Below are 23,340 nucleotides of genomic sequence, written 5' to 3' on the forward strand. Positions count from 1 at the left end.
TGCTTAGATGGCAAGCCTTTTCGGGAGTTCATAGATTTTTAACGGTTCTCTAAATTGTGTGATTCAAACCAGAATCGTTACTACAAAAGCCTTCTCCCCCTTCCGAGCATTTATACTCATTACATAATTGGGATGCTCCCACTCACATCTGATAACTGATAACTGATAACTGATAACTGATTCAAGGCTGAGGGATGATGACTAAAAACCTTAATCTTTTCTTTGTTGTTTTTACGTCCCTATAATGATAGAGAAAGAGAAACCCCCTATCTAAACAGGAAAAGTTAGCGGCTTTACCCGCGACTTAAAACTAATGTTTAGTCAAAATAAATAGTAAAAGAAGTTGAGATTTTTGTCTAGTTATCGAGAAAATTTTTCTTGACAATACATTATGTTCTTTTATTCACTTCTTAACCTATTCTTTACCAAGCAGTGGTAACTTTTAGCGTAAGATTTAAGGCAGTTTACGGATCAAAATTAATCCTATGGCCAGCAGAAACAAGACCAATTTACTAACAGCCTTATCCCTAGCGACTCTAACAGCGACTTTAACCGCTTGTGGGGGCGGCGATACGGCGGGAACCGGCGGAGAGGGAAGCAATAGAATCGCCCAGGTTCCTCTGCAAGGAGAGGTCGCTCTCAATGGTGCGGGCGCTTCTTTTCCTGCACCCCTATATCAAAACTGGTTTGTCACCATTAATCAACTATTTTCTAAACTGCTAATTAACTATCAATCTACCGGTAGCGGGGCGGGAGTCGAACAATTTATCCAAGGTACGATCGATTTTGGCGCTTCCGATGTGGCCATGAGTGACGAGGATATGGCCAGAGTTAGCCGCGGGGTTTTACTGCTACCGATGACGGCGGGAAGCATCGTTATGGCTTATAATTTGCCCGGAGTAGAAGGGCTGAAACTAAGCAGGGAAGCCTATGTAGGCATCTTTTTAGGCACGATTACCCGTTGGAACGATGCCAAAATTGCCGCCGATAACCCCGATTTAAAACTACCCAATCAAGAAATTACCGTAGTTCACCGGGCAGACGGTAGCGGAACAACGGGAGTTTTTACTAAGTTTTTAAGCGCCGTTAGTCCCGAATGGAAAAAAAGCATCGGAGAAGGAAAAGCCGTACAATGGCCGACCAAAAAAGGTAAATTTCTCGGCGGTAGGGGCAATGAGGGTGTAACTGCCCTAATTCAACAAAATCAAGGCTCGATCGGTTATATTGAGTACGGTTTCGCTAAAAATAATAACCTGCCCATGGCCGCCCTGCAAAATCAGGCGGGTAAATTTGTCATTCCCGATGAAACCAACGCCGCTGCTACCCTCGCTAACGTTGAACTGCCTGAAAATTTACGCGCTTTTATCGTCGATCCCCCGGGGGAAAATTCCTACCCCATTGTCACCTATAGTTGGATGTTGGTTTATAAAAAATACGACAATCCCCAAAAAGCTTTAGCTATGGAGGCGATGATCGAATTTGGACTCAATCAGGGACAGGAACAGTCCGCCGCCCTTGGTTATATTCCCCTACCGAAAAACGTCCGGGAACGAGTAGCCGCCGCTGCCGATGTCATCTATCCCGATTACACAATCAGGGTGGATTAGTCGCCGAAAAAATGTATTCAAAGTTACAATAGTAGTGGAGAAAGGCCAATTTCTCCCTTAGCTACCGCAAACTAGCTGGATTTAAACCCTAATCATGAGTGCGCCCACAGTTCCACCCGACTCAAATTTTAAAGAACGTCCAGAATCGGAAAAAATCCTTGATAAAGGCTTTGTTGGGTTAACCACCGCCTTTGCCATCGCTATTGGGCTAATTTTGCTCCTGATTGCTCTAGTTATTTTTGTTCGGGCTTTACCAGCGATTCAAAGCTTTGGTCTGGGATTTTTGACCAGTAGTGCTTGGAATCCCGTGCGCGGTCGGGAAGAATTCGGAGTTCTGCCCGTTATCTACGGAACTCTCGTTAGTTCTCTGATTGCCCTCCTGATTGCCGTTCCCCTCGGTATCGGTTCAGCCATTTTTTTAAGCGAAGATTTTATTCCCTTAAATGCGCGGACAATTTTGGTTTTTCTCGTACAACTTTTGGCCGCTATTCCCAGTGTTGTTTACGGATTATGGGGTATTTTTGTACTAATTCCTATCCTCAGACCCCTTGGTAACTGGTTAAATGCTAATTTTAGTTGGATTCCTCTGTTTAGTACTCCTTTAGGGGGTCCCGGGATGTTACCGGCGGGGGTTATTTTAGCAATTATGATCCTGCCGATTATTATCGCTATCTCTCGTGACTCTTTGGCCGCTTTACCGCCGGATTTGCGGCAAGCTTCCCTCGGTTTGGGGGCCACCCGTTGGGAAACAATTTTTCGGGTATTAATTCCTGCCGCTTTTTCTGGGATTGTCGGGGGGATTATGTTAGCTTTAGGGCGCGCTTTAGGGGAAACCATGGCAGTAACGATGATTATCGGCAATTCTAACCGCATTAGTGCCTCTATTCTCGCTCCTGCTAACACGATCGCTTCCTTATTGGCTAACCAATTCGCCGAAGCCTCGGGAATGCAAGTATCGGCGCTCATGTATGCGGGTTTTGTTCTCTTGGTTTTGACCCTAGTAGTCAATATCTTCGCCGAATTAATCGTTAATCGCGTTAAAGCTAAGTATTAAGCCATCAGTTATCAGTTTTGAGTTTTGAGTATTAAGTGTTCATCATCAAATGGCAGTTTACTGCTGTCTTTTCACTGTTCACTGATTACTGTTCACTGTTTACTGATTACTGTTTACTGTTCACTCTTCACTGATTACTGTTTACTGATAACTGATAACTGATAACTGATAACTGATATGGATAGTGCGAATTTAGGCAATAATCTCAAAAAGAAACCGAGTAGTCCTCGATCGCTATTGGGGACAATTATGACCGTCCTATCGGGTTTATGTTTAGCCGTAACCGTGATTCCCCTCTTTGCCGTCCTAGGCTTCGTTTTTGTGCAAGGGGTGGGCCGTTTAAACGCCAATCTCTTTACCAAATTACCGCCACCGCCGGGGTTAGGAGGGGGAGGCATCGCTAACGCCATTTTAGGCACAATTATCGTCGTTGCCCTCGCTACGGCGATCGCAGTTCCCATTGGCGTTTTAGCGGCGGTTTATCTCTCGGAATTTAGCGGTGATAACAAACTTGCCCAGGGTGTGCGCTTTGCTACCAACGTTTTAGCGGGTGTCCCTTCGATTATTGTCGGGGTTTTCGCCTACGGTTTGCTAGTTGCGCCATTATTTGGCGAAGGAACAGCCCTTTTAGGCTTTTCTGCCCTTGCCGGTTCGATCGGTTTAGCGGTGTTAATGTTACCGACTATTATTAGAACTACCGATGAGGCTTTAAAAATCGTTCCCCAAGACATCCGCTGGGCGGCCATGGGTTTAGGGGCCTATAACTACCAAACCGTCCTAAAAATCGTCCTTCCTGCCGCAGTTCCCGCTATTTTGACCGGTGTTACTTTAGCAATTGCTAGGGCGGCTGGAGAAACGGCCTCTTTAATTTTTACGGCATTATTCTCTAACTTTTGGCCCCGGGGTGTCTTTGAACCGATTGCCACCCTTTCGGTCCTGGTTTTCAACTTTGCTACTGCCCCTTTTGCCCCCCAACAGCAATTAGCTTGGGCAGGAGCTTTAATTCTGGTGTTTTTGGTGTTGGTAACTAACATTTTATCCCGTTTAGCCACGCGCCAGAAAACCTATTAAGTCAAGGAAAAAGAACGTAGGTTGGGTTGAAGCATGAAACCCAACGCCCGATTATGTTACGCTATCGCTAACCCATCCTACAAATAATTGTGCCTCCCTACTTAAGTCAAGGAAAAAGTAAAAAGGGATATTTAAGTAAAAATCTACCTATCTTTCCAATTCCTCAATTATCCAAATTCAATTGAAATAATTTATGCTAACTAATTCTAACCCCCATTCTACAGGAACCGTTTTAAAGGTCGATAAGGCTGATATTTACTATGGTAATTATCGAGCAGTGCGGGACGTTTCCATCGATATTCCCAAAAATAGAGTCACCGCTTTTATCGGACCCTCTGGCTGTGGAAAAAGTACCATTCTCAGGTGTTTTAATCGTCTCAATGATTTAATCCACGGTTTTCGTATTGACGGCAAAGTTTTTTATCATAACCAAGATATTTACTCTCAAGAGGTGGATCCTGTCGAAGTCAGAAAATACATCGGTATGGTGTTCCAGCGCCCTAATCCTTTTCCCAAATCCATCTATGATAATGTGGTTTACGGAGCGCGATTAAATGGTTATAAAGGCGATTTAGATGAATTAGTAGAAACTTCCTTGCGTCGGGCTGCTCTCTGGGAAGAAGTAAAAGATAAACTAAAAGAAAGCGGTTTTTCCCTATCGGGGGGACAACAACAAAGATTATGTATTGCTCGCGCTATTGCCGCTCAACCAGAAGTATTATTAATGGATGAACCCTGTTCGGCACTGGATCCAATTTCAACTTTAAAAGTTGAGGAGTTAATGCACGAATTAAAAGAACGTTATACAATTATCATTGTTACTCACAATATGCAACAAGCCACCAGAGTAGCGGATTTAACCGCTTTTTATAACGCTGAACCCACCGATAAAGGTGGCAAAATCGGTTATCTAGTCGAGTTTGATCATACGGACAAAATCTTTAGTGATCCTCAAGAAAAAGCAACTAAAGATTATGTTAGTGGACGTTTTGGCTAAATCAGTTATCAGTTATCAGTTATCAGTTATCAGTTATCAGTTATCAGTTATCAGTTATCAGTTATCAGTATAAAGTGGCAAGTTTGGAGTTTTCTTTTCACTGATTACTGTTTACTGGTCACTGAAAAAAAACACCCATCTCCTTATTTCCTTTGAAAATTATGTATAGTAACGATGTTGTTACCGATGCGGTTTTGAGAACCAAAAACTTAAATGTTTACTATGGTTCTAATCTTGCTGTTCGTGATGTTAACCTTGATATTCCTGAGAAAAAAGCGATCGCTTTTATCGGTCCTTCTGGCTGCGGAAAAAGTACGGTTTTGCGCTGTTTTAATCGCATGAATGATCTAGTTAAAAGTGCCAAAATCGAGGGAAAAGTTACCTTTCGCGGTCAAGATATTTATGGTAATTCCGTTAATCCTATCGGGTTACGCAGTCGCATTGGTATGGTTTTTCAGAAACCGAATCCTTTCCCTAAATCTATCTATGAAAATATCGCTTTTGGGGCGCGATTAAATGGTTACATCGGTGATATGGATCAATTAGTGGAAGAATCTTTAAAAAAAGCCGTTCTCTGGGATGATGTTAAAGATAAACTCAAAGAAAGTGGTTTAGCTTTATCGGGGGGACAACAACAAAGGTTATGTATTGCTCGCGCTATTGCGGTTAAACCGGAAGTTGTTTTAATGGATGAACCCTGTGCGGCACTCGATCCAATTTCTACCCTAAAAATTGAGGAATTAATTCACGAATTGAAAACCCAATATACTATAGTTATTGTTACTCATAATATGCAACAAGCGTCGCGGGTTTCTGATTTAACGGCTTTTTATAATGCTGAACCGACCCCAAAAGGGGGTAAAGTAGGTTATTTAGTGGAATATGATCGCACCGAGGTTATCTTTCAAAATCCCGCTCAAGAGTCCACTAGAGATTATGTTAGCGGTCGTTTTGGTTAATTACTTTAGTCTTTTTGAGATCAATTATCGGGATGAGTTAATCAACTTGTTCTGATTTTTTCTTGTTATTATCTAATAAAACTACATTATTGAGCGTTTTGACTGACTTTAATTTGCAATAGGGTGGTCATCAACTAATTTAAATAACCAAAAATGTGAGAGATATTTGTTTAAGTTAAGCTTAATTAACCTAAACTTAAACTAAATTTAACCAAACTAAATCTTAACCTTAACCTTAAATTAACTAAAATAATTGATCATAATTTTGGGGTTTTATGTACAATCCAACCTGAGAGTTAATTTTTTTATTCCCGAATCAGCAATAATTAGCGAAATGAGTATGCAGAATTTCCAATTCAAACTAAATCGATGGACAATCAGCGCTGGTTTAGCGGCAGTAGGAGCGGCCCTAGCTCTCACCATCCCGGCGGTTAATTCCCAAAGCCGCAATACTATCAAAATTGATGGTTCTAGCACCGTTTACCCAATTACAGAAGCAGTAGCGGAAGAATTTCAAAAGATAAATCGTCAGACACAGGTAACTGTGGGTATTTCGGGAACAGGTGGCGGTTTTAAAAAATTCTGTGCTGGTGAAACGGATATTTCTAATGCTTCTCGTCCAATTAAGGATTCTGAGCGTCAATTGTGCGCTAAAAATGGCGTTAAATTCTTAGAATTGCCGATCGCTTTTGATGCTTTAACAGTGGTAGTCAATAAACAAAATCCCCTTAATAGCATCAAGGTTTCTGAACTGAAAAAAATGTGGGAACCCGCTGCTCAAGGCAAGATCACTAAGTGGAATCAAGTTAATTCTAAATGGCCTAATGCCAACCTAAAACTGTTCGGACCAGGTGCAGATTCGGGAACATTCGATTACTTTACCGAGGCAATTGTCGGTGAATCGAAGAAAAGTCGCACCGACTTTACCCCCAGTGAAGATGATAACGTTCTAGTGCAGGGAGTTATCAGAGATCGTAACGCTTTAGGTTACTTTGGCTATGCCTATTATGAAGCGAATAAAGGTCGTCTGAAAGCTCTAGCCATTGATAACGGCAAAGGGGCCGTACCTCCCTCAGCAGAAAATGTCAACAACGGTAAATATAATCCCCTTTCCCGTCCTGTTTTTATCTACGTTAATGCTAATGCGGCTAAACGTCCAGAGGTGAAAAGTTTTGTCGAATTTTTCATCAATAATGCTCCCAAATTAGTCCGGGAAGTTAAGTATGTTCCTTTACCCGCTAATGTCTATCAATCGGTAATGAGAAACTTTAGAAATAATAAAACAGGGAGTGTATTCGTTGGCCGAGATGTGGTGGGTTTAACCATCCAAGATATTGTCCAGCTAGAAGCTAAAGAATAGTTGCTTATCTGCCAATAAATGGAATGGGGAAGCGATTATCTTCCCCGTTTTTGGAGTTGAATTAAAAAAACTAGCAACTAGATATTTAAAGCATGACTAAACCAGAAATTAAATCAGAGAGTGTCTGGATTCAGGCAGCTACTCCCAAAAAGATTCGCAACCTCAAAGAAACTATTATTGAAGTTATTCTATTTTTGGCGGCTTTTTCCTCTGTTGCCACTACTATCGGCATTATGGAGGTTTTGATTGTAGAATCCGTGCATTTTTTCGAGAAAGTTCCCCTGATTCAATTCCTAACCGATACGGTTTGGAGTCCGCTTTTTGCCGATCCTCGTTATGGTATTATACCGCTACTTTCGGGAACCTTAACCACTTCGATCGTGGCGATGTTTGTCGCTGTTCCTTTGGGAACAATTGCCGCTATTTATCTTAGTGAATTTGCCCCCCCGCGTCTGCGAGAAGTGGTTAAACCTTGTCTAGAATTATTAGCGGCTATACCGACAGTAGTTTATGGTTATTTTGCCTTTTTAAATGTCACCCCTTTCCTACAAACTTTTTTGCCTGACTTACCTTCATTTAATATGCTCAGTGCTGGTTTGGTCATGGGATTAATGATTATTCCCCTGATTAGTTCCATCAGTGAAGATGCCATGCGTGCCGTACCTTTGACCCTCCGGGAAGGTTCCTATGCTACCGGAGCAACTCGTTTACAAACTGCTTTAAATGTGGTTTTGCCTGCCGCTATTTCTGGTATTAGTGCCGCTTATATTTTAGGAGTTTCCCGGGCCGTGGGAGAAACGATGATTGTAGCGATCGCCGCAGGATTACAGCCAAATTTAACCTTCAATCCCTTTAGTGAAGCGGCCACCATTACCGCTTATATTGTTCAGGTTAGTTTAGGCGATTTACCCCACGGTTCGATCGAGTATCAATCAATTTTTGCCGCCGGTATTATGCTAGTCATTTTGACTTTAATCTTTAATATTATCGGTTATTTCCTCGCCAAAAAATATCGAGAGGTTTACTAACCATGCAGCAAGAACAATTATCGAATTTAAGAGCTAATATTGAACGGCGCAAGCTGATTAGCACTGTATTTTCTGGCTTAGGGTTGTTGATTATTTTTGTTTCTACCCTAATTCTCTTTATCCTGATCGCCCAGATGATGATAGCAGGGTTGCCGCGCATTACCCCCCAGTTTTTTACTTCTTTTCCTAGTCGTCACCCTGAAGAAGCTGGTATTCTTTCCGCTTGGGTGGGAACCTTGCTAGTGATGTTGGTAACAGCTTTGATTGCGATTCCTCTCGGTATTGCGGCGGGAATTTATCTGGAAGAATATAGTAAGAAAAATTGGCTTTCAGCAATTATTGAGATTAACGTCACTAATTTAGCGGGTGTTCCCTCAATTATCTATGGTTTACTCGCCCTCGGTTTATTTGTCTATCAATTCAATCTCGGACAAAGTATTATTGCCGCCGGTTTAACCCTAGCTTTGCTGATCCTACCTGTGGTTATTGTCACCACCAGAGAGGCAATTCGGGCAATACCCAACAGTCTCCGGGAAGCGGCCTATGCCGTGGGAGCAAGTAGATGGCAAGTAGTGGCCGATCATATTCTTCCCTACTCCTTCGGTAGTATCCTCACTGGTGTGATCATCGGGCTTTCCAGAGCGATTGGAGAAACGGCTCCCGTGATTACTATTGGTGCGCTCACATTTATTGCCTTTCTACCCGATGCTCCTTTACAAGCAAATTTTCCCTTTATTAACTTTAATTGGCTGAAAGCACCCTTTACAGTTATGCCTATTCAGATGTTTAACTGGGTTTCTCGTCCAGAGCCAGAATTTGAAGTCAATGCGGCTGCCGCTGGTACAGTGTTGATTGTGATGACTCTCGGTATGAACGCTGTAGCTATCTATCTCCGCTATCGTTTCCGCAAAGGTATCAAATGGTAAACTCTATTTTTCCCTCAATGATGTCTAATATCAAAGAATTTCAACCAAAAGCCGAGGTGAGAAACCTTGACTTTTACTACGCTGGCACCAATAAACCCGCTTTGCGAAGTATCAATCTCACCATTCCCGAAAGACAAGTCACCTCTCTAATTGGCCCCTCTGGCTGCGGTAAAACGACGCTTTTGCGCTGTTTTAATCGAATGCACGACCTTTATGCCGCTAATCGCTACGAAGGGGGCATTTATATCGATACAGTCAATATTTTAGCTCACAAGGTCGATCCGATCGAGGTGCGGATGCGGATTGGTATGGTTTTCCAAAAACCGAACCCTTTCCCGAAATCTGTTTACGAAAATGTCGCCTACGGTTTGCGGGTTAGGGGTGAAAAAAAACGGGAGTTTATCGATTATAAAGTAGAACAAGCTTTGCGCGGTGCCGCTTTGTGGGATGAAGTCAAGGATCGTCTCAACACCAGTGCCTACGATTTATCGGGGGGACAACAACAACGTCTCTGTATTGCCCGCGCTTTAGTTACGGATCCTGAAATTATCCTCTTTGATGAACCCACTTCCGCTCTCGATCCGATCGCCACTAATAGTATAGAAGAACTAATTGGTAAATTAGAGGAAAAAGTTACCATTTTAATCGTCACCCACAGTATGCAACAGGCAGCCCGGATTTCTGATTACACAGCTTTTATGTATTTGGGTGAACTGATGGAGTTTGGACAAACTAAAATTATGTTTCAAGAACCAACTCACGAGAAAACAAAAGAATATATTAGTGGTCGATTTGGTTAAAAAATCGCAATTGTTTGGGGAGAGAAAGCAATTAAGCTGTTCGTAGGGCAGCAGTCAGCAGTCAGCAGTCAGGATTCAGGAGTCAGGAGATAGGGTGATAGGGTTTTGGGGTGATAGGGTGATAGGGAAATTTCATCCAAATGCTCCACTCCCCCACTCCCCCACTTCCCCACTCCCTAATTCATAATTCATAATTCCCCACACCCCACACCCCACACCCCACACCCCACTTCCCCACTATCCTATACTTTTTAAACAGGATTTAGTATCAATCATAGCTCCACAAAATTTCTAGAATATCGACCTATGGCCATTGTAGAAGAAATTGACAATTAGTACAAGTGTATAAAGAAAGCTTAACAATGCTCATGGGAGAATGGACGAAGTTTGAATATTCCTCGTCACTGACTTTCCCAGTGGGTAAAGTCTGCCGCAAATTGAGCTAGGGATAACAGCTTAATGCGGGTATCTTGAGCGACTTTTTGGCGCATTTGAGCGGTATTATATCCCCAATCGGCTAAATATAAGCCCACATCGTTTAAATCTGCTTGTTGCTCCACTAATTCCAACGCATCGAGACGATCCTCGACAAACCACAAATTGGCGGGGGATTCCGGTAAATCAGCCAGTATTTGCTGAATAGTCAGGTATTTTGGCTGTTTAATTTCCTTGCCAATTAATCTCGCCGCAGGAAAATTAATTGCTACTTTTTGTAACAATTGCTTGACAAAACGACTTTCTTTGGTGGTGATGATATAAACCAAAAAATCCGAGTCTAAAAGAGAGGCTAGGCGATCGATCGCGGGTTGATAAAATTGATGTAAGGCTAACCAAGACTCTAGATCCGACTCAATCCATCGATCTCTAAGACCATCGAGGGCATTTGAGAGAACTTTTTTCGCTATTTTCTCCCTTTCTAGCAGATTTTGCCGAATTGACGGCCAATTATTTAAAGCTTCCCCGTCGGGAATATCGAGAACGAGCGATCGCAACAGTAAAGGCATTTCCCAACCGGTTTCGATAACGGGACGAAGTTGCGAAAACCTCGGGAAAAAATCCTCGGGAATTATTTCCGGCCAAAGGGTTTCATAGGTGCGTTTGCTAATCTGAAAATACTCGATCATGCCATCACAAAGAACACCATCAAAATCCAGTGCTAGAATGCGGGGGGATTGATTCATAAATGCTGGTTTAATCTCAATAATGGCAGTATAGCGCAGCTATTAGCTATTCTTTGCTTCATCGTTCACATAACATAGCTGTCTGATGATTTCGGTGACAGAATTTTTCAATCCCTCTACATGAATCCAACCCACATATACAGCATATACAATATTTTGGTGATTGTCCTGTATATAAACATGATGAACACGATATAAATCTGAGCTTAAATAAATATAACCACTGGCATCTTTAAATTTACCTTCTAGTAATATTTTTTCTTTTAAAGATTTCATTTTTGCCAGATCTTTAGTCACTCCAGATATTTTAGCTATTCTTTCTATGGCAAGCTCAACACAGGTGTTATTGCCGTAACTATTGCCATTATTATAATCGTGCTGATCAAAATAAATTGTCTCTACGATATTTTTGGCCACTTTATCTGATGCTAGGTAATAGGTATGAGCATTAATGGAATTTAAGACAACGGCAGCAATTTCTACAGAATCAAAAATATTGCCAGTCGCTTCTAGATAATAATCGCTTATCAAAATCTTGGATACATCGGTTATAGAATCAAAAAGAGGACGAATTGGATAAGCGATAATATCGGAGGAATTGATCAGATTATTCCAGAGCAAACGCTGACTTTGATGCTGGGTAATAAATTTTAAAATTTGATTGGTATCAATGCCTAAAGTTAAATTTAAAAATGGGATCGGTGAACCCATTGTTGTTACACTAGATAGGGAAAGCTTCCCCCGTTCTTTACCGATAAGATCACGAATCTCATGAGCGGGATCCTTCGGGTCAAAACGCTCAGAAAATAACAGATCCCAAAGGATTACAGTACCCAAAGAATGGGCAACTATATGTAATTCGGTTTCCCGGGGGTGAGCTTGAACGAGATCGATTAATTGATCGGCAATAATGCGGCGAATTTGTTTTCCTCGATCACTGCCTAAATAGCTAAATGCGTCACCGATAAAATAAGATAAATACTCTTTTCTAAAATTTTGATAGCGAAAGGATTGCTCTTGGTTAAAATTACTATTTTTTCTGTTTTTGTGTCTGTAATTCTTGCTCGATATCTCGCCATAATTTTCCAGTTACTTTGAGGACATTTCCCCAAAATCCTGCATAACAGTAGGGAATAATCAGATTTTTGCGTTTACATTCTTCTTCAATTAGTTTAATTAATTTATTGGCATAACTAGCATCTCTTGTGGCCACTCCATGAATGAAGTAAATAAGCATAATAGATTTATCTCAATAAGCGTCGATCGGAATCTCTCACCTTCTTAATATACCCTTCTAGCTTCAGAAAAATATCTCTCATGGGCAATTTACCCTTTATAGTAATTGATTTAATCCCCTATCGTTCACTCAAAACTGCCTTTTTTCTGATCCAGATAGCGAGAATTGTCAGGAAAAGTCAACCCATCACTCCCCCTCAAGGATTTTTATCGATTCCAGTTAATCGATCATAAACAGTACAAGTGTATTTAATTAACAGTCCGAAGTTTAATTTATCCTACTATTCTCCTGTTCTATGTCTCGCAGTCTTTTTAAAATTTCTGATTGATCTGGGTGATTTCTAATTTTATTGATCTCTTCAGGACTCATAATATCAAATAATAACCATATTAATCTTTCTCTCGTATCCTCGTCACTAAAATTTCCCCCGATGATAGCGTCTAATCTTCCTTGATATTTCTCTGGCGTTTCTTTCAGTGTAAATCCACCGATTAATTCTTGGGTGCATTTCTGAATAGTAACTATTTGAAAACAATTAAATTTAGGCTTGATAGAATTATATAGGCTGGTTTTCTTGATTACCAATTTCTTGTCTAAAGGACTAATAATAGATATTTGAGAGTCTTTGTACCGCTCTAAAATCTTTTTGATCCCACTGGAGACAGGGGCAATTGTCGATAGGCTGTTGAATCCACTCATTAATTGGTCGATTTGTTCTAAATTAGGGTTTAAGGAACTAATAATAAAACCAAAGACTAGAGCAATGATTAAACCCACATATACATTATCCTCGATTGAGCTTAATAGAGAAAATATAAACTGAATAAAAAGGTATAAAAGTATTGATACAAAAATTTTGACAATTAATAAAAAACGGAAAGTCTTTAAAAAATCCTTTTTTAAATCGGGAAATAAATGACGAATCCTAAAAGCTGAGAAATAGGTACTTCTAGTTTCAACTGCTACTCCAATAATTATCGCAGTCACCACAAAAGGCCACCGATCTTCTCCCAGAAGTTTCCGTATTTCGCTAAAAAGATCGGTGGCGGCAGTTGTCTGAGAATCTACCAAAAATAGGTAATGGGTGAATGAACTGAAAAAAGGAAACTTATCTAATTCCGTTAGAACCTGACTACAAAATACCATTTATCCTCAGCTGACGAGTTTTCCAAGTGGGAGTAAAGATTTTGTAGCTTTCTTCTTTATTGACTTTGATATAGCCTTTGTCCGCTAGTTTTTCTAATTTATCTTGTAAGTTAGCTTCTCCAATTCTATCTGTTTCAATTTCAAAGCTCAAGACAGTGGCAGCATTAACTTTGAGTAAATCAGATAAAAGAGACTTCTCCGCGGAGGTTAAATAATTGGTATCAGTTGTTTTAGCCATAAAATTCCAATAAATTTAGGAATGTTGCTGAGGGGTATAGACCAAATTAGATAAAACGTCAATCAAGTCAGATGGACAGGAGCCTAGTTCATGACTGTACTGATTATAGTATAGAATGATGCCCACCAGTTACTTTTTGGTGAAAAATGTTCACAATCTTACATTATGGGCGCAAGCAGTTCGATCAACTTACTGACCACGTTGCGCCCCTACATTGCACCCAGTGTAGGGGCGTATAGCGTACTATTAAGTAGGTAGGCACAATTATTTGTAGGATGGGTTAGCGGTAGCGTAACCCATGCGGGCGTTGGGTTTCATGCTTCAACCCAACCTACGTTTATTTTATATTTAATTCCACCCACCTACTTAGCTTATTCCTCGAGTATTTTTAGAGCCTGCACAACAAGCTCTAAAATATCGATCATATTATTTGATTTTGCTCGTTCAATTTCGAGATTATCTCCCGCAAAAAGCAATAGGGCGACAATAAGCCCTAAAGATAGATATTTTTTTAAAGAACCCATTTTGAATCCTCCATAAACACATTTTATATTTAAATCCATTACTCTCTGAGTTAATGACTGACACTCTACTGATTTTATAAGTATGGAATGACTGAGATAAGTCCAAATAGTTAAATCCATCACTCTCTGAATTCATGACTGACACTCTCTAAGTTCATGTCTGAGATATGTCTGAGTTTTTTGTGATACGTTTGAGTAAATGTCTGAGATACGTTTGATTTATTTGAGATAAGATTAGGTTGTCATTCATTTTTCAATAATCTTCACGGTTATGGGGCGATCGCTTAAAGTAAAATCGGAATATATCCCTAGAGTCAAACAAGCAGTTAAACTCAATGGTTACGCAACTCAACAGCTGCTTGCTGAGGAGTTAGGGTTCGCAAAATCGACTATTAGCCTTTTTCTTAACGGTAAATCGATTACTAATCTCAATTTTTTTGAAATTTGTCAAAAATTAGGCCTTGATTATCGAGAAATCGCTGACTGGGATGAGTTGGAGGAAACAGCTGCTGCCACGTCTGAGGATGAGGGAGAAAACCGGGCCGCGGATTTTTCCAAGTATATTGAACGTCCTCCAGTGGAACAGCTTTGTCTGGAGACGGTGCGTCAAGCAGGTTCATTATTGCGGATTAAATCAGCCAAGGGGATGGGTAAAACCCTATTAGTCGATAGAATTTTGAGTCAAGTTGACAAAAGACAGTATAAAACTGTCAGTTTGAGTTTTTTACAGGCAAGTAAAGGAATTCTCGGCGATTTAGACCGATTGCTCTCTTGGTTTGCTTTGATTATTTCCAAGAAATTAGGGTTAGCAGCTCTCTTTCAGGAAAAATGGCAAGAAGGATTAGGACTTTATAGCTGTACTGCCTATTTTGAAGACCATTTGCTCAAAAAGCTGGATAAACCCCTAATTTTAGTTTTAGAGGAGATAGATAGTCTCTTTACCTATACCAGCGTTGCTGACGATTTCCTTAGTTTATTTCGTCTTTGGCACGAGGAGGCAAAAAATAATAATACTTGGCAAAAGTTACACTTAATTATCACCTATTCCACAGAAAATTATGTTCCTGCTGACCTGAATAAATCTCCTGTGAATGTAGGAACAGAAATCCTGTTACCTGATTTTACTCTAGAACAGGTCTTGACTCTAGCTAATAAATATCAGGCTAACTTGGGAGAAGATGAACTGCAAAAAATAATTAATCTTGTCGGGGGACATCCCTATTTAATCCAAAAGGCGATTTATGGGATTACCCAAAAACAACTGTCTTTAGCAGATTTTTTAGAGACAGCAGCCGAGGAAGCGGGGATTTATGGGGATCATTTGCGAGGACATTTGCTAAACTTACAAGAACATCCAAACCTAGCAGCAGGAATGAAAAAGGTTGTAGAGTCGTCTTCTCCCGTTGATTTAGGTGCAACAATTAATTGGCAACTTCATAGTTTAGGATTAGTAACCTTTGTGCAGAATGCTGTTCAACCCCGTTATCCACTATACAGCGACTATTTTAGGTATCGCCTATCCTCCTAAAATCCGATATATTGAGTTAAACTGTTGTACATCTAAATCTAATATTCGTTTTCACCTGTTCCCCGTTCCCCCATCGAACCCAGAACCTTAAATGCGGACTAGCTTAGGGACAGATAACCTTTGATTAAATTATTCATCGAACTTAACCAATCAGACAAATTGCTAATTTTAATGCTATGGCGACCAATTTTTATCATGTTGGAGGCAGCGTTCCCCTAGATGCACCTAGTTATATCAAGCGGGAAGCAGATGATATATTTTATGACTATCTAAAAAATGGACAGTATTGCTATGTGTTAAATTCCCGTCAGATGGGAAAATCAAGTTTGTGGGCACAGACACAAAAACGACTGCAAGAGGATAATATTGATTGTGCTACCATTGATTTGAGTGGTATAGGAAAAAACATCTCCGAAGATATTTGGTATCGAGTATTATTTGAGCAACTGGTTAAACGCTTCAATCTTTCTATTCGGGGAAAAGAGCAAACTTGGTGGGATGAACGAGCCTATAAATCAGCTATTAATCGTCTTGATCAATTTGTTGATGAAATTCTCTTAAAGGAGATATACCAACCTATTGTTATCTGTTTCGATGAAATTGATAGCGTTCTGAGTTTAAATTTTTCCACAGATGATTTCTTTGCTTGGCTGCGTAGCTGTCATGAAGAACGTCCTCATAATAGGGATTACCAACGTCTAACCTTTTGTATGTTGGGGGTAGCGGCAGTTTCTAACTTTATTCGAGATAATAATCGTAGTCCTTTTAATATTGGTCAAGATATTCGATTATCTGGATTTACTATAAAGGATGCCAGAAAACTTGCCGAGGGATTGCAGGACAAAGTTGTCGCACCGGAACGGGTTTTAGAGGAGGTTATAGAATGGACAGGTGGACAACCGTTTTTAACTCAAAAAATTTGTCATTTAATCTCCACATCTCGCCCTGGATTTGGCAAGGAATCCCCAGCAACCCCGATTAATGTCGGCGATTTTATCCAGTCGCAAGTAATTAGTAACTGGGTATCTCAAGATAGTCCAGAACACCTAAAAACTATTCGGAATCGTTTATTAAATAAGCTTGTCACGGGTAGAAGAATGCTGAAGCTTTACCTAGAAATTTTAAAAAATGGTGAAATTACCGATGATGGTAGTCCCGATCAAATAGAATTACGCTTAACGGGATTGGTAGTTCAAGACCGACAAAAGTTAAAAGTTTATAATAAGATTTATAGAAATGTTTTTAATGAAAATTGGGTGACAACGGAATTAAATAAAATCCCTCCATACATTGAAAAGTACGAAGTTTGGTTAAATTCAGGAGAAGATGCTAGTAAACTTCTTTCTGATCAAGATTTAGCAGAAGCTTTAACTTGGAGTGAAAATCAAGATATTAATGAGTCAGAAAAGCGTTTTTTAGAGTTAAGCGAAATCGCAGCCAAACGAAAAGCACAGATAGCACGTCAAGGGGAAGCATATCAACTGGCTGAAAAACAATTAACGCCCAAATTTGAGGAGAATCAACGAGCAGCTTTAATTGAGGAAACTTTAGCTTGGACGGGTGGTAACTTGGAGTTAACGGAAATAGTTATCGGTTTGCTAATCGACAATAAAAATGAGTTGCGGGAAGGAGAAGAAAAACCAGTAATTGAACAATTGATTCAGAAAAATATTGTAGAAAATTGGTTACAAAATAAAGCGGCAGCCCATCTCCAGAAAATACAAAACAGTCTCTTAACTCCTGATAAAAATGTTAGGTCAACATTAGAAATCTATCAAGACATTTTGCAGGGGAGAGTCTTTGCTGATAACAAACCGGAGAAATTGGCACTTCAGCAAGCAGAATTAGTGATTAAAAATGATGAGTATCTAGAAGTTACCAATCGAATTTATAAAGAAGTATTTAATGTTCAATGGGTTAGACAGGAATTAGAAAAATTGGTTAATGTGGAGAATTCTCCTGCTGGTTTAACTAAAATATTATCTTTCTTGGCACTATTAGGCTTTTTTGGATTTACTTTCTTGTCATTCAAGACTCCTGAAAAGACTCCTAATGGCGTGGAGACACCCTCACCATCACCTAGTATTCCAGAAATTTGTGCTAAACGAGATTTTAATATTAGCTTAAACAGGACTATTCAACAACTGCAAGAATTGGAAAGGAAACAAGGTGATCAGTTTCCTGAAAAGTGTGGGACTCAATTAACTGAATTAAGGTTAATTCAGCAAGCAATAGGACTAGCTAAAAATCATTTTGTCGCTAATGTGCCGGGTAGAGAAGGTGCTTTTGAAATTTTGTGCAAAATCCCCCCAACTTCTGATAACTTTAAAGAAGCTCAATTTTGGGCAAAACGTTGGTATAATGACAGAGCTTGGAAATCGGATATCGATCGAGCTTTGCAAGATAATCCAAATTGCCAAAAACTTATTGAATAAACATTAATTTTTCAATCACTAAATACCCCATCACTACCCGTTAACTCATCGGATAATGATACTCGGATTCCTTCTCTTCCCCGTGACCAAAATAAAAAGAATAGGTCAGAAACATTGAAGGATTGACTCCTGACAACAGGAGAGAAGTTAACCTGTGGGTTCTTTTGACGTAAAACAATTACTTGCATATAGTAGAGGAGATTGCCAATCATTAGCCAGAGAATTAAACTAAAAATAAAGGTAAATGCCATGACTACAATCCATCCAAAAAATTGAAAAGCGACTTGAGATAGCCAATTATCCTGTGTCAATAAATTGGGACCAGCAAATTCTCCCGCATCTTTATTACTAAATAACCCCACCGCCATTGTTCCCCAAAAACCACAAAAAAGATGTACTGGAATTGCTCCCACTGGATCATCAATTACTTTAGTTTTAATTAAAAATTCTTCTCCTAATAAGACAATAATGCCACTGATGCCACCAATGATAATAGCTGATCTGATATTAACATAACCTGATGATGCCGTAATCCCCACTAATCCCCCTAAAATGCCATTAATAATTGTGGATAAACTGGCCTTGCGACCGATTAAAGGATTAAGAATTAATGCCAAAACTCCCCCAGCGGCAGCGGCAATCATCGTGGTAGTAATTGCCATGGGGACATTATCCAAATTTACCGCCGAACCACCATTAAAACCAAACCATCCTAACCAAAGAATTAAGCAACCAAGGGTTGCAAATCCTAACTGATGGGGAGCAAAGTTTCCTCTTTCTTTTTCTTCATAACTATCGGTTTTGCGATTATAACCAAAGCGTCCATCTCTCGGTTTTAGCAACCAAGCACCCACTAATCCGGCCATTCCTCCCACCGAATGCACCACCGTTGAACCGGCAAAATCTCGAAACTTAAATAAGTTATATAACCACCCTTCCGATGACCAAATCCAATGTCCTGTCAGAGAATAAGAAAAAGCAACTAAAAAGAAACTAAATAGCAAAAATGCCCAAAATTTAACCCTTTCTGCCACTGCTCCCGATACAATGGTCGCCGCAGTTCCCGCAAAAGTTAATTGAAAGAAAAATAAAGTGGCAATTGAACGACCTGTCCACAGTTCTTGGAATTGACTGTATTGATTATTGGGGGTTAAAATTTCCAAGAAAAATCCTGTATCACCAGAGAAACTATTCCCTAGTGCTGATGTATTGCCAAACATTAAACCGAAACCAAACATCCAATAAGCCAAGGCAGAAACACAGAAGACAATTAGGTTTTTAGCTAAGACATTAGTGGCGTTATTAGTACGACAAAAACCCGTTTCCAGCATGGCAAAACCCGCATTCATAAAGAATACTAACGAGCCGGCTATTAACATCCAGAGATTAGCAACTAAATCCAGAGTAGAATTATTTAAATCTTGTGCTGTGACTTTGCCTACACCGATCAACAGCATGACGATAAGAGAGAAACAAAAAGATAGGATATTACGCAAACGCGGGCGATATTCTAGAAAAGATAATAATCGATTCATCGGCTATAACTCTCATGGGCAATTTCCCCTTTATAGTAATTGATTTAATCCCCTATCGTTCACTCAAAACTGCTTTTTTTCTGATCCAGATAGCGAGAATTGTCAGGAAAAGTAAACCCATCACTCCCGCTAAAGGATTTTTATCGATTCCAGTTAACCAATCGGGAACAGTACCAGTGTATTTAATTAACTGACCCACATTTAATATATAGTATGCCCAGATTAAACCCGCGTGCAGACCGATACTTTTACCCAAACTACCACCACAGGCGCGTTTTGCCCAACCGAGAATCAATCCTAGCAAGACTAAGGCAGGAAATTGGGGAAAAGTGCGGATAATTTCGGCTAAAGGTTTAATAAAGTGAGCAAGAGCAAAAATTAAGGCACTAATCACTAGAGCGATAGCGGGACGATAATCCTTTTCTAATTCTCCCAGTAACCAGCCCCGAAATAGCAATTCTTCGGCAAAACCCACCGCTAAAGCGACTAAAAACCCCTCCAGGATGATTTTGCTGATCTGGGGATTTGCAGGTAAGAAATTTAACCAACCTAGGAACGCTTGGAACAGAAAAAGCGAGAAAGTAAAAAATAGACCGATCGCTAACCCGTTAATTAACTCGATCGGCGTTTTTCTTCGCCAAATCAACCCATAATCGGCTAATCCCTCATCGCCATAAATTGTCCGTCCCCACCAATGGGATAACCCCAAAAATTCCAGGTAGAGAACAGAAAGGGTCAAAATTGAGACCAGATTAGCATTAGTGGCAAAAAAGTGATAGAGGGGAAGTGCGATCGGCAACCAGAGAAAAAGTAGGAGCAAAATAAAAATTCCCAGTCGCAGGGGGACTGGGTAAGTGGCAATTACCCGTAATCTTTTATTCATCGGGTTCGATGCTGCTGGTTAAACCTTTATTTTTCAAGGTTTCACAGTAAAATTCCGCGTGTTCTTGGATGCAGGTAATCACCAAGGCTGTACCATTCGTGTGCGCTTCCATCATGATATCAACTGCTTGGGGTTGCGTCATACCGGCGATCGTTTGCATTAAACTCTGAACCACATACTCCATCGAGTTAAAGTCGTCATTGTGGAGTAAAACGCGATAACGAGGCGCTGGTTTACGGATTGTCGCTGTGGAACGCTTTTCGATCACTTCTGTGGACACCGTGTCTCTCCTTTGAATCTATATCACAATACAAGTCAATCACTTAATGATCATAATCAAAATTTCCAGATTGAGCTAGGCTTTTTCTGTGATCCTTGGGGTGTTGGGTGTTGGGGGTTGGGTGTTGGTGAGTGGGGGACAGCCAAAGGAATGACATTTCTAGATGGATAGATCATAATTGCATTAATTGGCTAATTTAAGCTTATTTTACCATGGCTACTGACCAATTACAAAACCTTGAAGACAATATTCAACATCGAATGTTACCAAAAGATTCTAGGATTAAGATATTAGTCATCCCTAGGGAAAGGTGTCTTAGTACGGAATTTGAGTCTATAGCTTTAGATGTTTTACCCTTAGATAAATGTGTAGATTTAGACAAATACTAAGGCAGATACACAGAAGCGGAACTCCTCTATAAGCTCTCCCTCATAGCTAGTTATATGTTCGCCAATTTGTTATTCTTAGACCAAATCAGTTTTTAAATTGATTGTTTCTCCTCACTTCCCACTCTCCTAGAAAGTCCTTTGTTTCACTCAAAAACTGATGGTTTTAATCCAGCAAAAACAGAACTATTTACCTATTATCCCTCCTAACCAAGAGAAAAGAAAAAATTAATATTTATCGGACCAGGTTAGCTGATATGATCAAGGAGATGACTATCATTCCAAGGTCAATGAGCGCAAGAACGTTATTCGATAAAGTCTGGGACGCACACACGGTTAAGATTCTTCCCAGTGGACAGACACAATTATTTATCGGACTGCATCTAGTCCATGAAGTCACCAGTCCCCAAGCTTTTTCGATGCTGAGAGAAAGGGGTTTAAAAGTATTATTTCCGGGACGGACTATTGCTACCGTCGATCACATCGTCCCCACCGAAAATCAGGCGCGTCCTTTCCTTGACGATTTGGCTGAGGAAATGATCCGGGCGATCGAAACTAATGTTCAAAGCAATCATATTCCTTTCTACGGCATCGGTTCTGGTAATCAGGGCATAGTTCATGTGATCGCTCCTGAACAGGGCCTAACCCAACCCGGGATGACGATTGCCTGTGGTGACTCCCACACCTCCACCCACGGCGCTTTTGGGGCGATCGCTTTTGGCATCGGCACTTCCCAAGTACGCGATGTTCTTGCTACCCAAACCCTATCCCTATCGAAATTAAAAGTGCGTCGAGTGGAGGTAAACGGCGATTTAAACCCCGGGGTCTATGCTAAAGATGTAATTCTCCATATTATCCGTCAATTGGGCGTTAAAGGCGGTGTTGGTTATGCCTATGAATACGCAGGTAGTACAATTGAACGGATGTCCATGGAAGAAAGGATGACGATTTGTAACATGGCGATCGAAGGTGGGGCCCGATGTGGTTATATCAACCCCGATCAAATCACCTACGATTACCTCAAAGGTCTTGATTTTGCGCCTAAAGACTGGGAAAGTGCGGTTAATTGGTGGGAAAGCATTAAAAGCGATGCCGATGCAGTTTATGACGATGTGGTGGTCTTTGATGCCGGCGAAATCGAACCTACAGTTACTTGGGGTATCACTCCGGGCCAAGGAATCGGAGTTAACGAAGTCATTCCCACTCCCGAAAGTTTACCGGCAACGGAAAGAGCGATCGCAGAGGAAGCCTATCAATACATGAAACTCACCCCCGGCACCCCGATTAAAGGCACAAAAATCGATGTCTGCTTCGTCGGTAGCTGTACTAACGGCCGGATCAGTGATCTGCGCGAAGCGGCCAAATTTGCCCAAGGTCATCGTGTTGCCCCCCATGTGAAAGCTTTTATCGTCCCCGGTTCCGAAAGAGTCAAAAAACAGGCGGAAGCGGAAGGATTAGACCAAATTTTCCTAGCATCGGGCTTTGAATGGCGCGAGGCTGGCTGTTCCATGTGTTTAGCCATGAATCCCGATAAATTGCAGGGAGATCAGATCAGCGCTTCCTCCTCCAATCGCAACTTTAAAGGTCGTCAAGGTTCCGCTTCTGGGCGTACTTTGTTGATGAGTCCGGCGATGGTGGTAGCAGCAGCGATTAAAGGGGAAGTCACCGATCCCAGGGAGTTGTTACAGTAGTTGTCTCAATGGTGAGATAGGAGGCAGGAGATAGGAGTCAGTATTCAGGAGTCAGGAGTCAGGAGTCAGGATTCAGGAGGCAGGAGATAGGGTGATAGGGTTTTGGGGTGATAGGGTGATGAGACAGCTTCCCCACTTCCCTCCTCCCTTCTCTACAATAATTACTCGCAACCAGAAATACCTTGTGTTCATATCATACTTTGTGCTTTTTGTCAAAAAAACTTTTTTTTTGCAATAAAACTACACAAAAAAAAGATCATCGTTGCCGGTGAAATTGACTGATTTACCCGTCTTAATTAGGATCACCTTCTAGGTGTGGCAAGGGTTTTAACCATTGCTGCCCAAAAAAGCACAGAATAACCCATTATGAAATTCTATCAAATCGCTGTAACTATCATAACATCGTTGTTAAATAAAAATCTTTCTCAATTAATTCTTAAGAATTTATAAATATTGCGGAATGTTAATTTAAAT

General features: G+C 40.6%; 20 protein-coding genes and 1 pseudogene. 13 read left to right on the plus strand and 8 right to left on the minus strand.

The annotated features are described in order from the left end of the window. The first annotated feature begins 485 nt into the window (after positions 1 to 485). The 9 genes from pstS (at position 486) to pstB (ACE1AQ_RS09275) (ending at position 9,802) form a co-directional block, all read left to right on the plus strand. Positions 486 to 1,607, plus strand: a complete 1,122-nt coding sequence (pstS, locus tag ACE1AQ_RS09235) for a phosphate ABC transporter substrate-binding protein PstS (protein ID WP_106909604.1) — start codon at positions 486 to 488, stop codon at positions 1,605 to 1,607. Positions 1,608 to 1,701: 94 nt separating this feature from the next. After that, on the plus strand, positions 1,702 to 2,661 hold the full coding sequence (gene pstC, locus ACE1AQ_RS09240) for a phosphate ABC transporter permease subunit PstC (protein ID WP_110544807.1): 960 nt from the start codon (positions 1,702 to 1,704) through the stop codon (positions 2,659 to 2,661). A gap of 177 nt (positions 2,662 to 2,838) precedes the next feature. Next, entirely contained in the window at positions 2,839 to 3,732 is an 894-nt protein-coding gene (gene pstA, locus ACE1AQ_RS09245; RefSeq protein WP_110544810.1) for a phosphate ABC transporter permease PstA, read from the plus strand. 193 nt (positions 3,733 to 3,925) lie between these two features. Then, positions 3,926 to 4,729, plus strand: a complete 804-nt coding sequence (gene pstB, locus ACE1AQ_RS09250; protein ID WP_008196122.1) for a phosphate ABC transporter ATP-binding protein PstB — start codon at positions 3,926 to 3,928, stop codon at positions 4,727 to 4,729. 161 nt (positions 4,730 to 4,890) lie between these two features. Beyond that, a complete protein-coding gene (gene pstB / locus ACE1AQ_RS09255; protein ID WP_110544812.1) occupies positions 4,891 to 5,688 on the plus strand; it encodes a phosphate ABC transporter ATP-binding protein PstB in 798 nt (265 codons plus the stop codon). A 334-nt stretch (positions 5,689 to 6,022) separates the two neighbouring features. Next, positions 6,023 to 7,048: a PstS family phosphate ABC transporter substrate-binding protein gene (locus ACE1AQ_RS09260; RefSeq protein WP_008196130.1), complete on the plus strand. Its 1,026-nt coding sequence runs from the start codon at positions 6,023 to 6,025 to the stop codon at positions 7,046 to 7,048. Between the two features lie 92 nt (positions 7,049 to 7,140). Next, positions 7,141 to 8,076 (plus strand): phosphate ABC transporter permease subunit PstC, encoded by a 936-nt coding sequence (gene pstC, locus ACE1AQ_RS09265; protein ID WP_008196131.1) that lies wholly within the window; start codon positions 7,141 to 7,143, stop codon positions 8,074 to 8,076. A gap of 2 nt (positions 8,077 to 8,078) precedes the next feature. Then, complete coding sequence (gene pstA / locus ACE1AQ_RS09270) at positions 8,079 to 9,002, plus strand: phosphate ABC transporter permease PstA (RefSeq protein ID WP_008196133.1); 924 nt, start codon at positions 8,079 to 8,081, stop codon at positions 9,000 to 9,002. Next, complete coding sequence (gene pstB, locus ACE1AQ_RS09275; RefSeq protein WP_081504635.1) at positions 8,996 to 9,802, plus strand: phosphate ABC transporter ATP-binding protein PstB; 807 nt, start codon at positions 8,996 to 8,998, stop codon at positions 9,800 to 9,802. The genes pstA (ACE1AQ_RS09270) and pstB (ACE1AQ_RS09275) overlap by 7 nt, the downstream gene beginning before the upstream one ends. Positions 9,803 to 10,203: 401 nt before the next feature. Here pstB (ACE1AQ_RS09275) and ACE1AQ_RS09280 read toward each other — a convergent pair whose 3' ends face one another. The 5 genes and pseudogenes from ACE1AQ_RS09280 to ACE1AQ_RS09300 all read right to left on the minus strand — a co-directional run bounded on the left by ACE1AQ_RS09280 (position 10,204) and on the right by ACE1AQ_RS09300 (position 14,248). Then, entirely contained in the window at positions 10,204 to 10,983 is a 780-nt protein-coding gene (locus tag ACE1AQ_RS09280) for an HAD family hydrolase (protein ID WP_008196136.1), read from the minus strand. A gap of 42 nt (positions 10,984 to 11,025) precedes the next feature. Next, positions 11,026 to 12,220, minus strand: a pseudogene (locus ACE1AQ_RS09285) (hypothetical protein). Between the two features lie 267 nt (positions 12,221 to 12,487). Further along, positions 12,488 to 13,366, minus strand: coding sequence for a hypothetical protein (locus ACE1AQ_RS09290; RefSeq protein WP_110544814.1), 879 nt, complete (start codon positions 13,364 to 13,366; stop codon positions 12,488 to 12,490). Further along, positions 13,353 to 13,604: a hypothetical protein gene (locus tag ACE1AQ_RS09295; RefSeq protein ID WP_110544816.1), complete on the minus strand. Its 252-nt coding sequence runs from the start codon at positions 13,602 to 13,604 to the stop codon at positions 13,353 to 13,355. Before ACE1AQ_RS09295 ends, ACE1AQ_RS09290 begins: the two co-directional genes overlap by 14 nt. A 371-nt stretch (positions 13,605 to 13,975) precedes the next feature. Beyond that, on the minus strand, positions 13,976 to 14,248 hold the full coding sequence (locus tag ACE1AQ_RS09300) for a hypothetical protein (protein WP_172456641.1): 273 nt from the start codon (positions 14,246 to 14,248) through the stop codon (positions 13,976 to 13,978). Positions 14,249 to 14,399: 151 nt separating this feature from the next. Between ACE1AQ_RS09300 and ACE1AQ_RS09305 the strand changes: the two genes are divergently transcribed. Then, the gene (locus tag ACE1AQ_RS09305; protein WP_110544819.1) at positions 14,400 to 15,656 is read left to right on the plus strand and encodes an AAA-like domain-containing protein; all 1,257 of its coding nucleotides are present in this window, start codon (positions 14,400 to 14,402) and stop codon (positions 15,654 to 15,656) included. A 176-nt stretch (positions 15,657 to 15,832) separates the two neighbouring features. Next, entirely contained in the window at positions 15,833 to 18,091 is a 2,259-nt protein-coding gene (locus ACE1AQ_RS09310; RefSeq protein ID WP_110544821.1) for an AAA-like domain-containing protein, read from the plus strand. An 11-nt stretch (positions 18,092 to 18,102) separates the two neighbouring features. Here ACE1AQ_RS09310 and ACE1AQ_RS09315 read toward each other — a convergent pair whose 3' ends face one another. From ACE1AQ_RS09315 to clpS, 3 genes are read right to left on the minus strand one after another with little or no spacing between them, the layout of a single operon-like run. Next, a complete protein-coding gene (locus tag ACE1AQ_RS09315; protein WP_110544823.1) occupies positions 18,103 to 19,626 on the minus strand; it encodes an ammonium transporter in 1,524 nt (507 codons plus the stop codon). A gap of 52 nt (positions 19,627 to 19,678) precedes the next feature. Next, positions 19,679 to 20,509: a CPBP family intramembrane glutamic endopeptidase gene (locus ACE1AQ_RS09320; RefSeq protein ID WP_106909598.1), complete on the minus strand. Its 831-nt coding sequence runs from the start codon at positions 20,507 to 20,509 to the stop codon at positions 19,679 to 19,681. Continuing rightward, positions 20,502 to 20,789, minus strand: a complete 288-nt coding sequence (clpS, locus tag ACE1AQ_RS09325) for an ATP-dependent Clp protease adapter ClpS (protein WP_002738526.1) — start codon at positions 20,787 to 20,789, stop codon at positions 20,502 to 20,504. The genes ACE1AQ_RS09320 and clpS overlap by 8 nt, the downstream gene beginning before the upstream one ends. 212 nt (positions 20,790 to 21,001) lie before the next feature. Between clpS and ACE1AQ_RS09330 the strand changes: the two genes are divergently transcribed. Together ACE1AQ_RS09330 and leuC are read left to right on the plus strand one after the other, a co-directional pair. Beyond that, positions 21,002 to 21,178, plus strand: a complete 177-nt coding sequence (locus ACE1AQ_RS09330; protein WP_008196171.1) for a hypothetical protein — start codon at positions 21,002 to 21,004, stop codon at positions 21,176 to 21,178. 287 nt (positions 21,179 to 21,465) lie between these two features. After that, positions 21,466 to 22,866 carry a 3-isopropylmalate dehydratase large subunit gene (gene leuC, locus ACE1AQ_RS09335; RefSeq protein ID WP_172456642.1) on the plus strand — a complete coding sequence of 467 codons (1,401 nt, stop codon included), beginning with the start codon at positions 21,466 to 21,468 and terminating at the stop codon, positions 22,864 to 22,866. The last annotated feature ends 474 nt before the right edge of the window (positions 22,867 to 23,340 follow it).

This window comes from Microcystis sp. BLCC-F209, assembly GCF_041928595.1.
Taxonomy (GTDB): domain Bacteria; phylum Cyanobacteriota; class Cyanobacteriia; order Cyanobacteriales; family Microcystaceae; genus Microcystis.

What these genes read in the sequence shown, in the direction of transcription:
- ACE1AQ_RS09300 (WP_172456641.1), bottom strand. Translation starts at nt 14,248, where the DNA reads ATGGATTTAACTATTTGGACTTATCTCAGTCATTCCATACTTATAAAA.
- ACE1AQ_RS09260 (WP_008196130.1), top strand. Translation starts at nt 6,023, where the DNA reads ATGAGTATGCAGAATTTCCAATTCAAACTAAATCGATGGACAATCAGC.
- pstC (WP_110544807.1), top strand. Translation starts at nt 1,702, where the DNA reads ATGAGTGCGCCCACAGTTCCACCCGACTCAAATTTTAAAGAACGTCCA.
- pstB (WP_081504635.1), top strand. Translation starts at nt 8,996, where the DNA reads ATGGTAAACTCTATTTTTCCCTCAATGATGTCTAATATCAAAGAATTT.
- pstB (WP_008196122.1), top strand. Translation starts at nt 3,926, where the DNA reads ATGCTAACTAATTCTAACCCCCATTCTACAGGAACCGTTTTAAAGGTC.
- ACE1AQ_RS09290 (WP_110544814.1), bottom strand. Translation starts at nt 13,366, where the DNA reads ATGGTATTTTGTAGTCAGGTTCTAACGGAATTAGATAAGTTTCCTTTT.
- ACE1AQ_RS09310 (WP_110544821.1), top strand. Translation starts at nt 15,833, where the DNA reads ATGGCGACCAATTTTTATCATGTTGGAGGCAGCGTTCCCCTAGATGCA.
- ACE1AQ_RS09330 (WP_008196171.1), top strand. Translation starts at nt 21,002, where the DNA reads ATGGCTACTGACCAATTACAAAACCTTGAAGACAATATTCAACATCGA.
- pstS (WP_106909604.1), top strand. Translation starts at nt 486, where the DNA reads ATGGCCAGCAGAAACAAGACCAATTTACTAACAGCCTTATCCCTAGCG.
- ACE1AQ_RS09320 (WP_106909598.1), bottom strand. Translation starts at nt 20,509, where the DNA reads ATGAATAAAAGATTACGGGTAATTGCCACTTACCCAGTCCCCCTGCGA.
- ACE1AQ_RS09315 (WP_110544823.1), bottom strand. Translation starts at nt 19,626, where the DNA reads ATGAATCGATTATTATCTTTTCTAGAATATCGCCCGCGTTTGCGTAAT.
- pstC (WP_008196131.1), top strand. Translation starts at nt 7,141, where the DNA reads ATGACTAAACCAGAAATTAAATCAGAGAGTGTCTGGATTCAGGCAGCT.
- leuC (WP_172456642.1), top strand. Translation starts at nt 21,466, where the DNA reads ATGAGCGCAAGAACGTTATTCGATAAAGTCTGGGACGCACACACGGTT.
- pstA (WP_110544810.1), top strand. Translation starts at nt 2,839, where the DNA reads ATGGATAGTGCGAATTTAGGCAATAATCTCAAAAAGAAACCGAGTAGT.
- ACE1AQ_RS09305 (WP_110544819.1), top strand. Translation starts at nt 14,400, where the DNA reads ATGGGGCGATCGCTTAAAGTAAAATCGGAATATATCCCTAGAGTCAAA.
- pstB (WP_110544812.1), top strand. Translation starts at nt 4,891, where the DNA reads ATGTATAGTAACGATGTTGTTACCGATGCGGTTTTGAGAACCAAAAAC.
- ACE1AQ_RS09295 (WP_110544816.1), bottom strand. Translation starts at nt 13,604, where the DNA reads ATGGCTAAAACAACTGATACCAATTATTTAACCTCCGCGGAGAAGTCT.
- pstA (WP_008196133.1), top strand. Translation starts at nt 8,079, where the DNA reads ATGCAGCAAGAACAATTATCGAATTTAAGAGCTAATATTGAACGGCGC.
- ACE1AQ_RS09280 (WP_008196136.1), bottom strand. Translation starts at nt 10,983, where the DNA reads ATGAATCAATCCCCCCGCATTCTAGCACTGGATTTTGATGGTGTTCTT.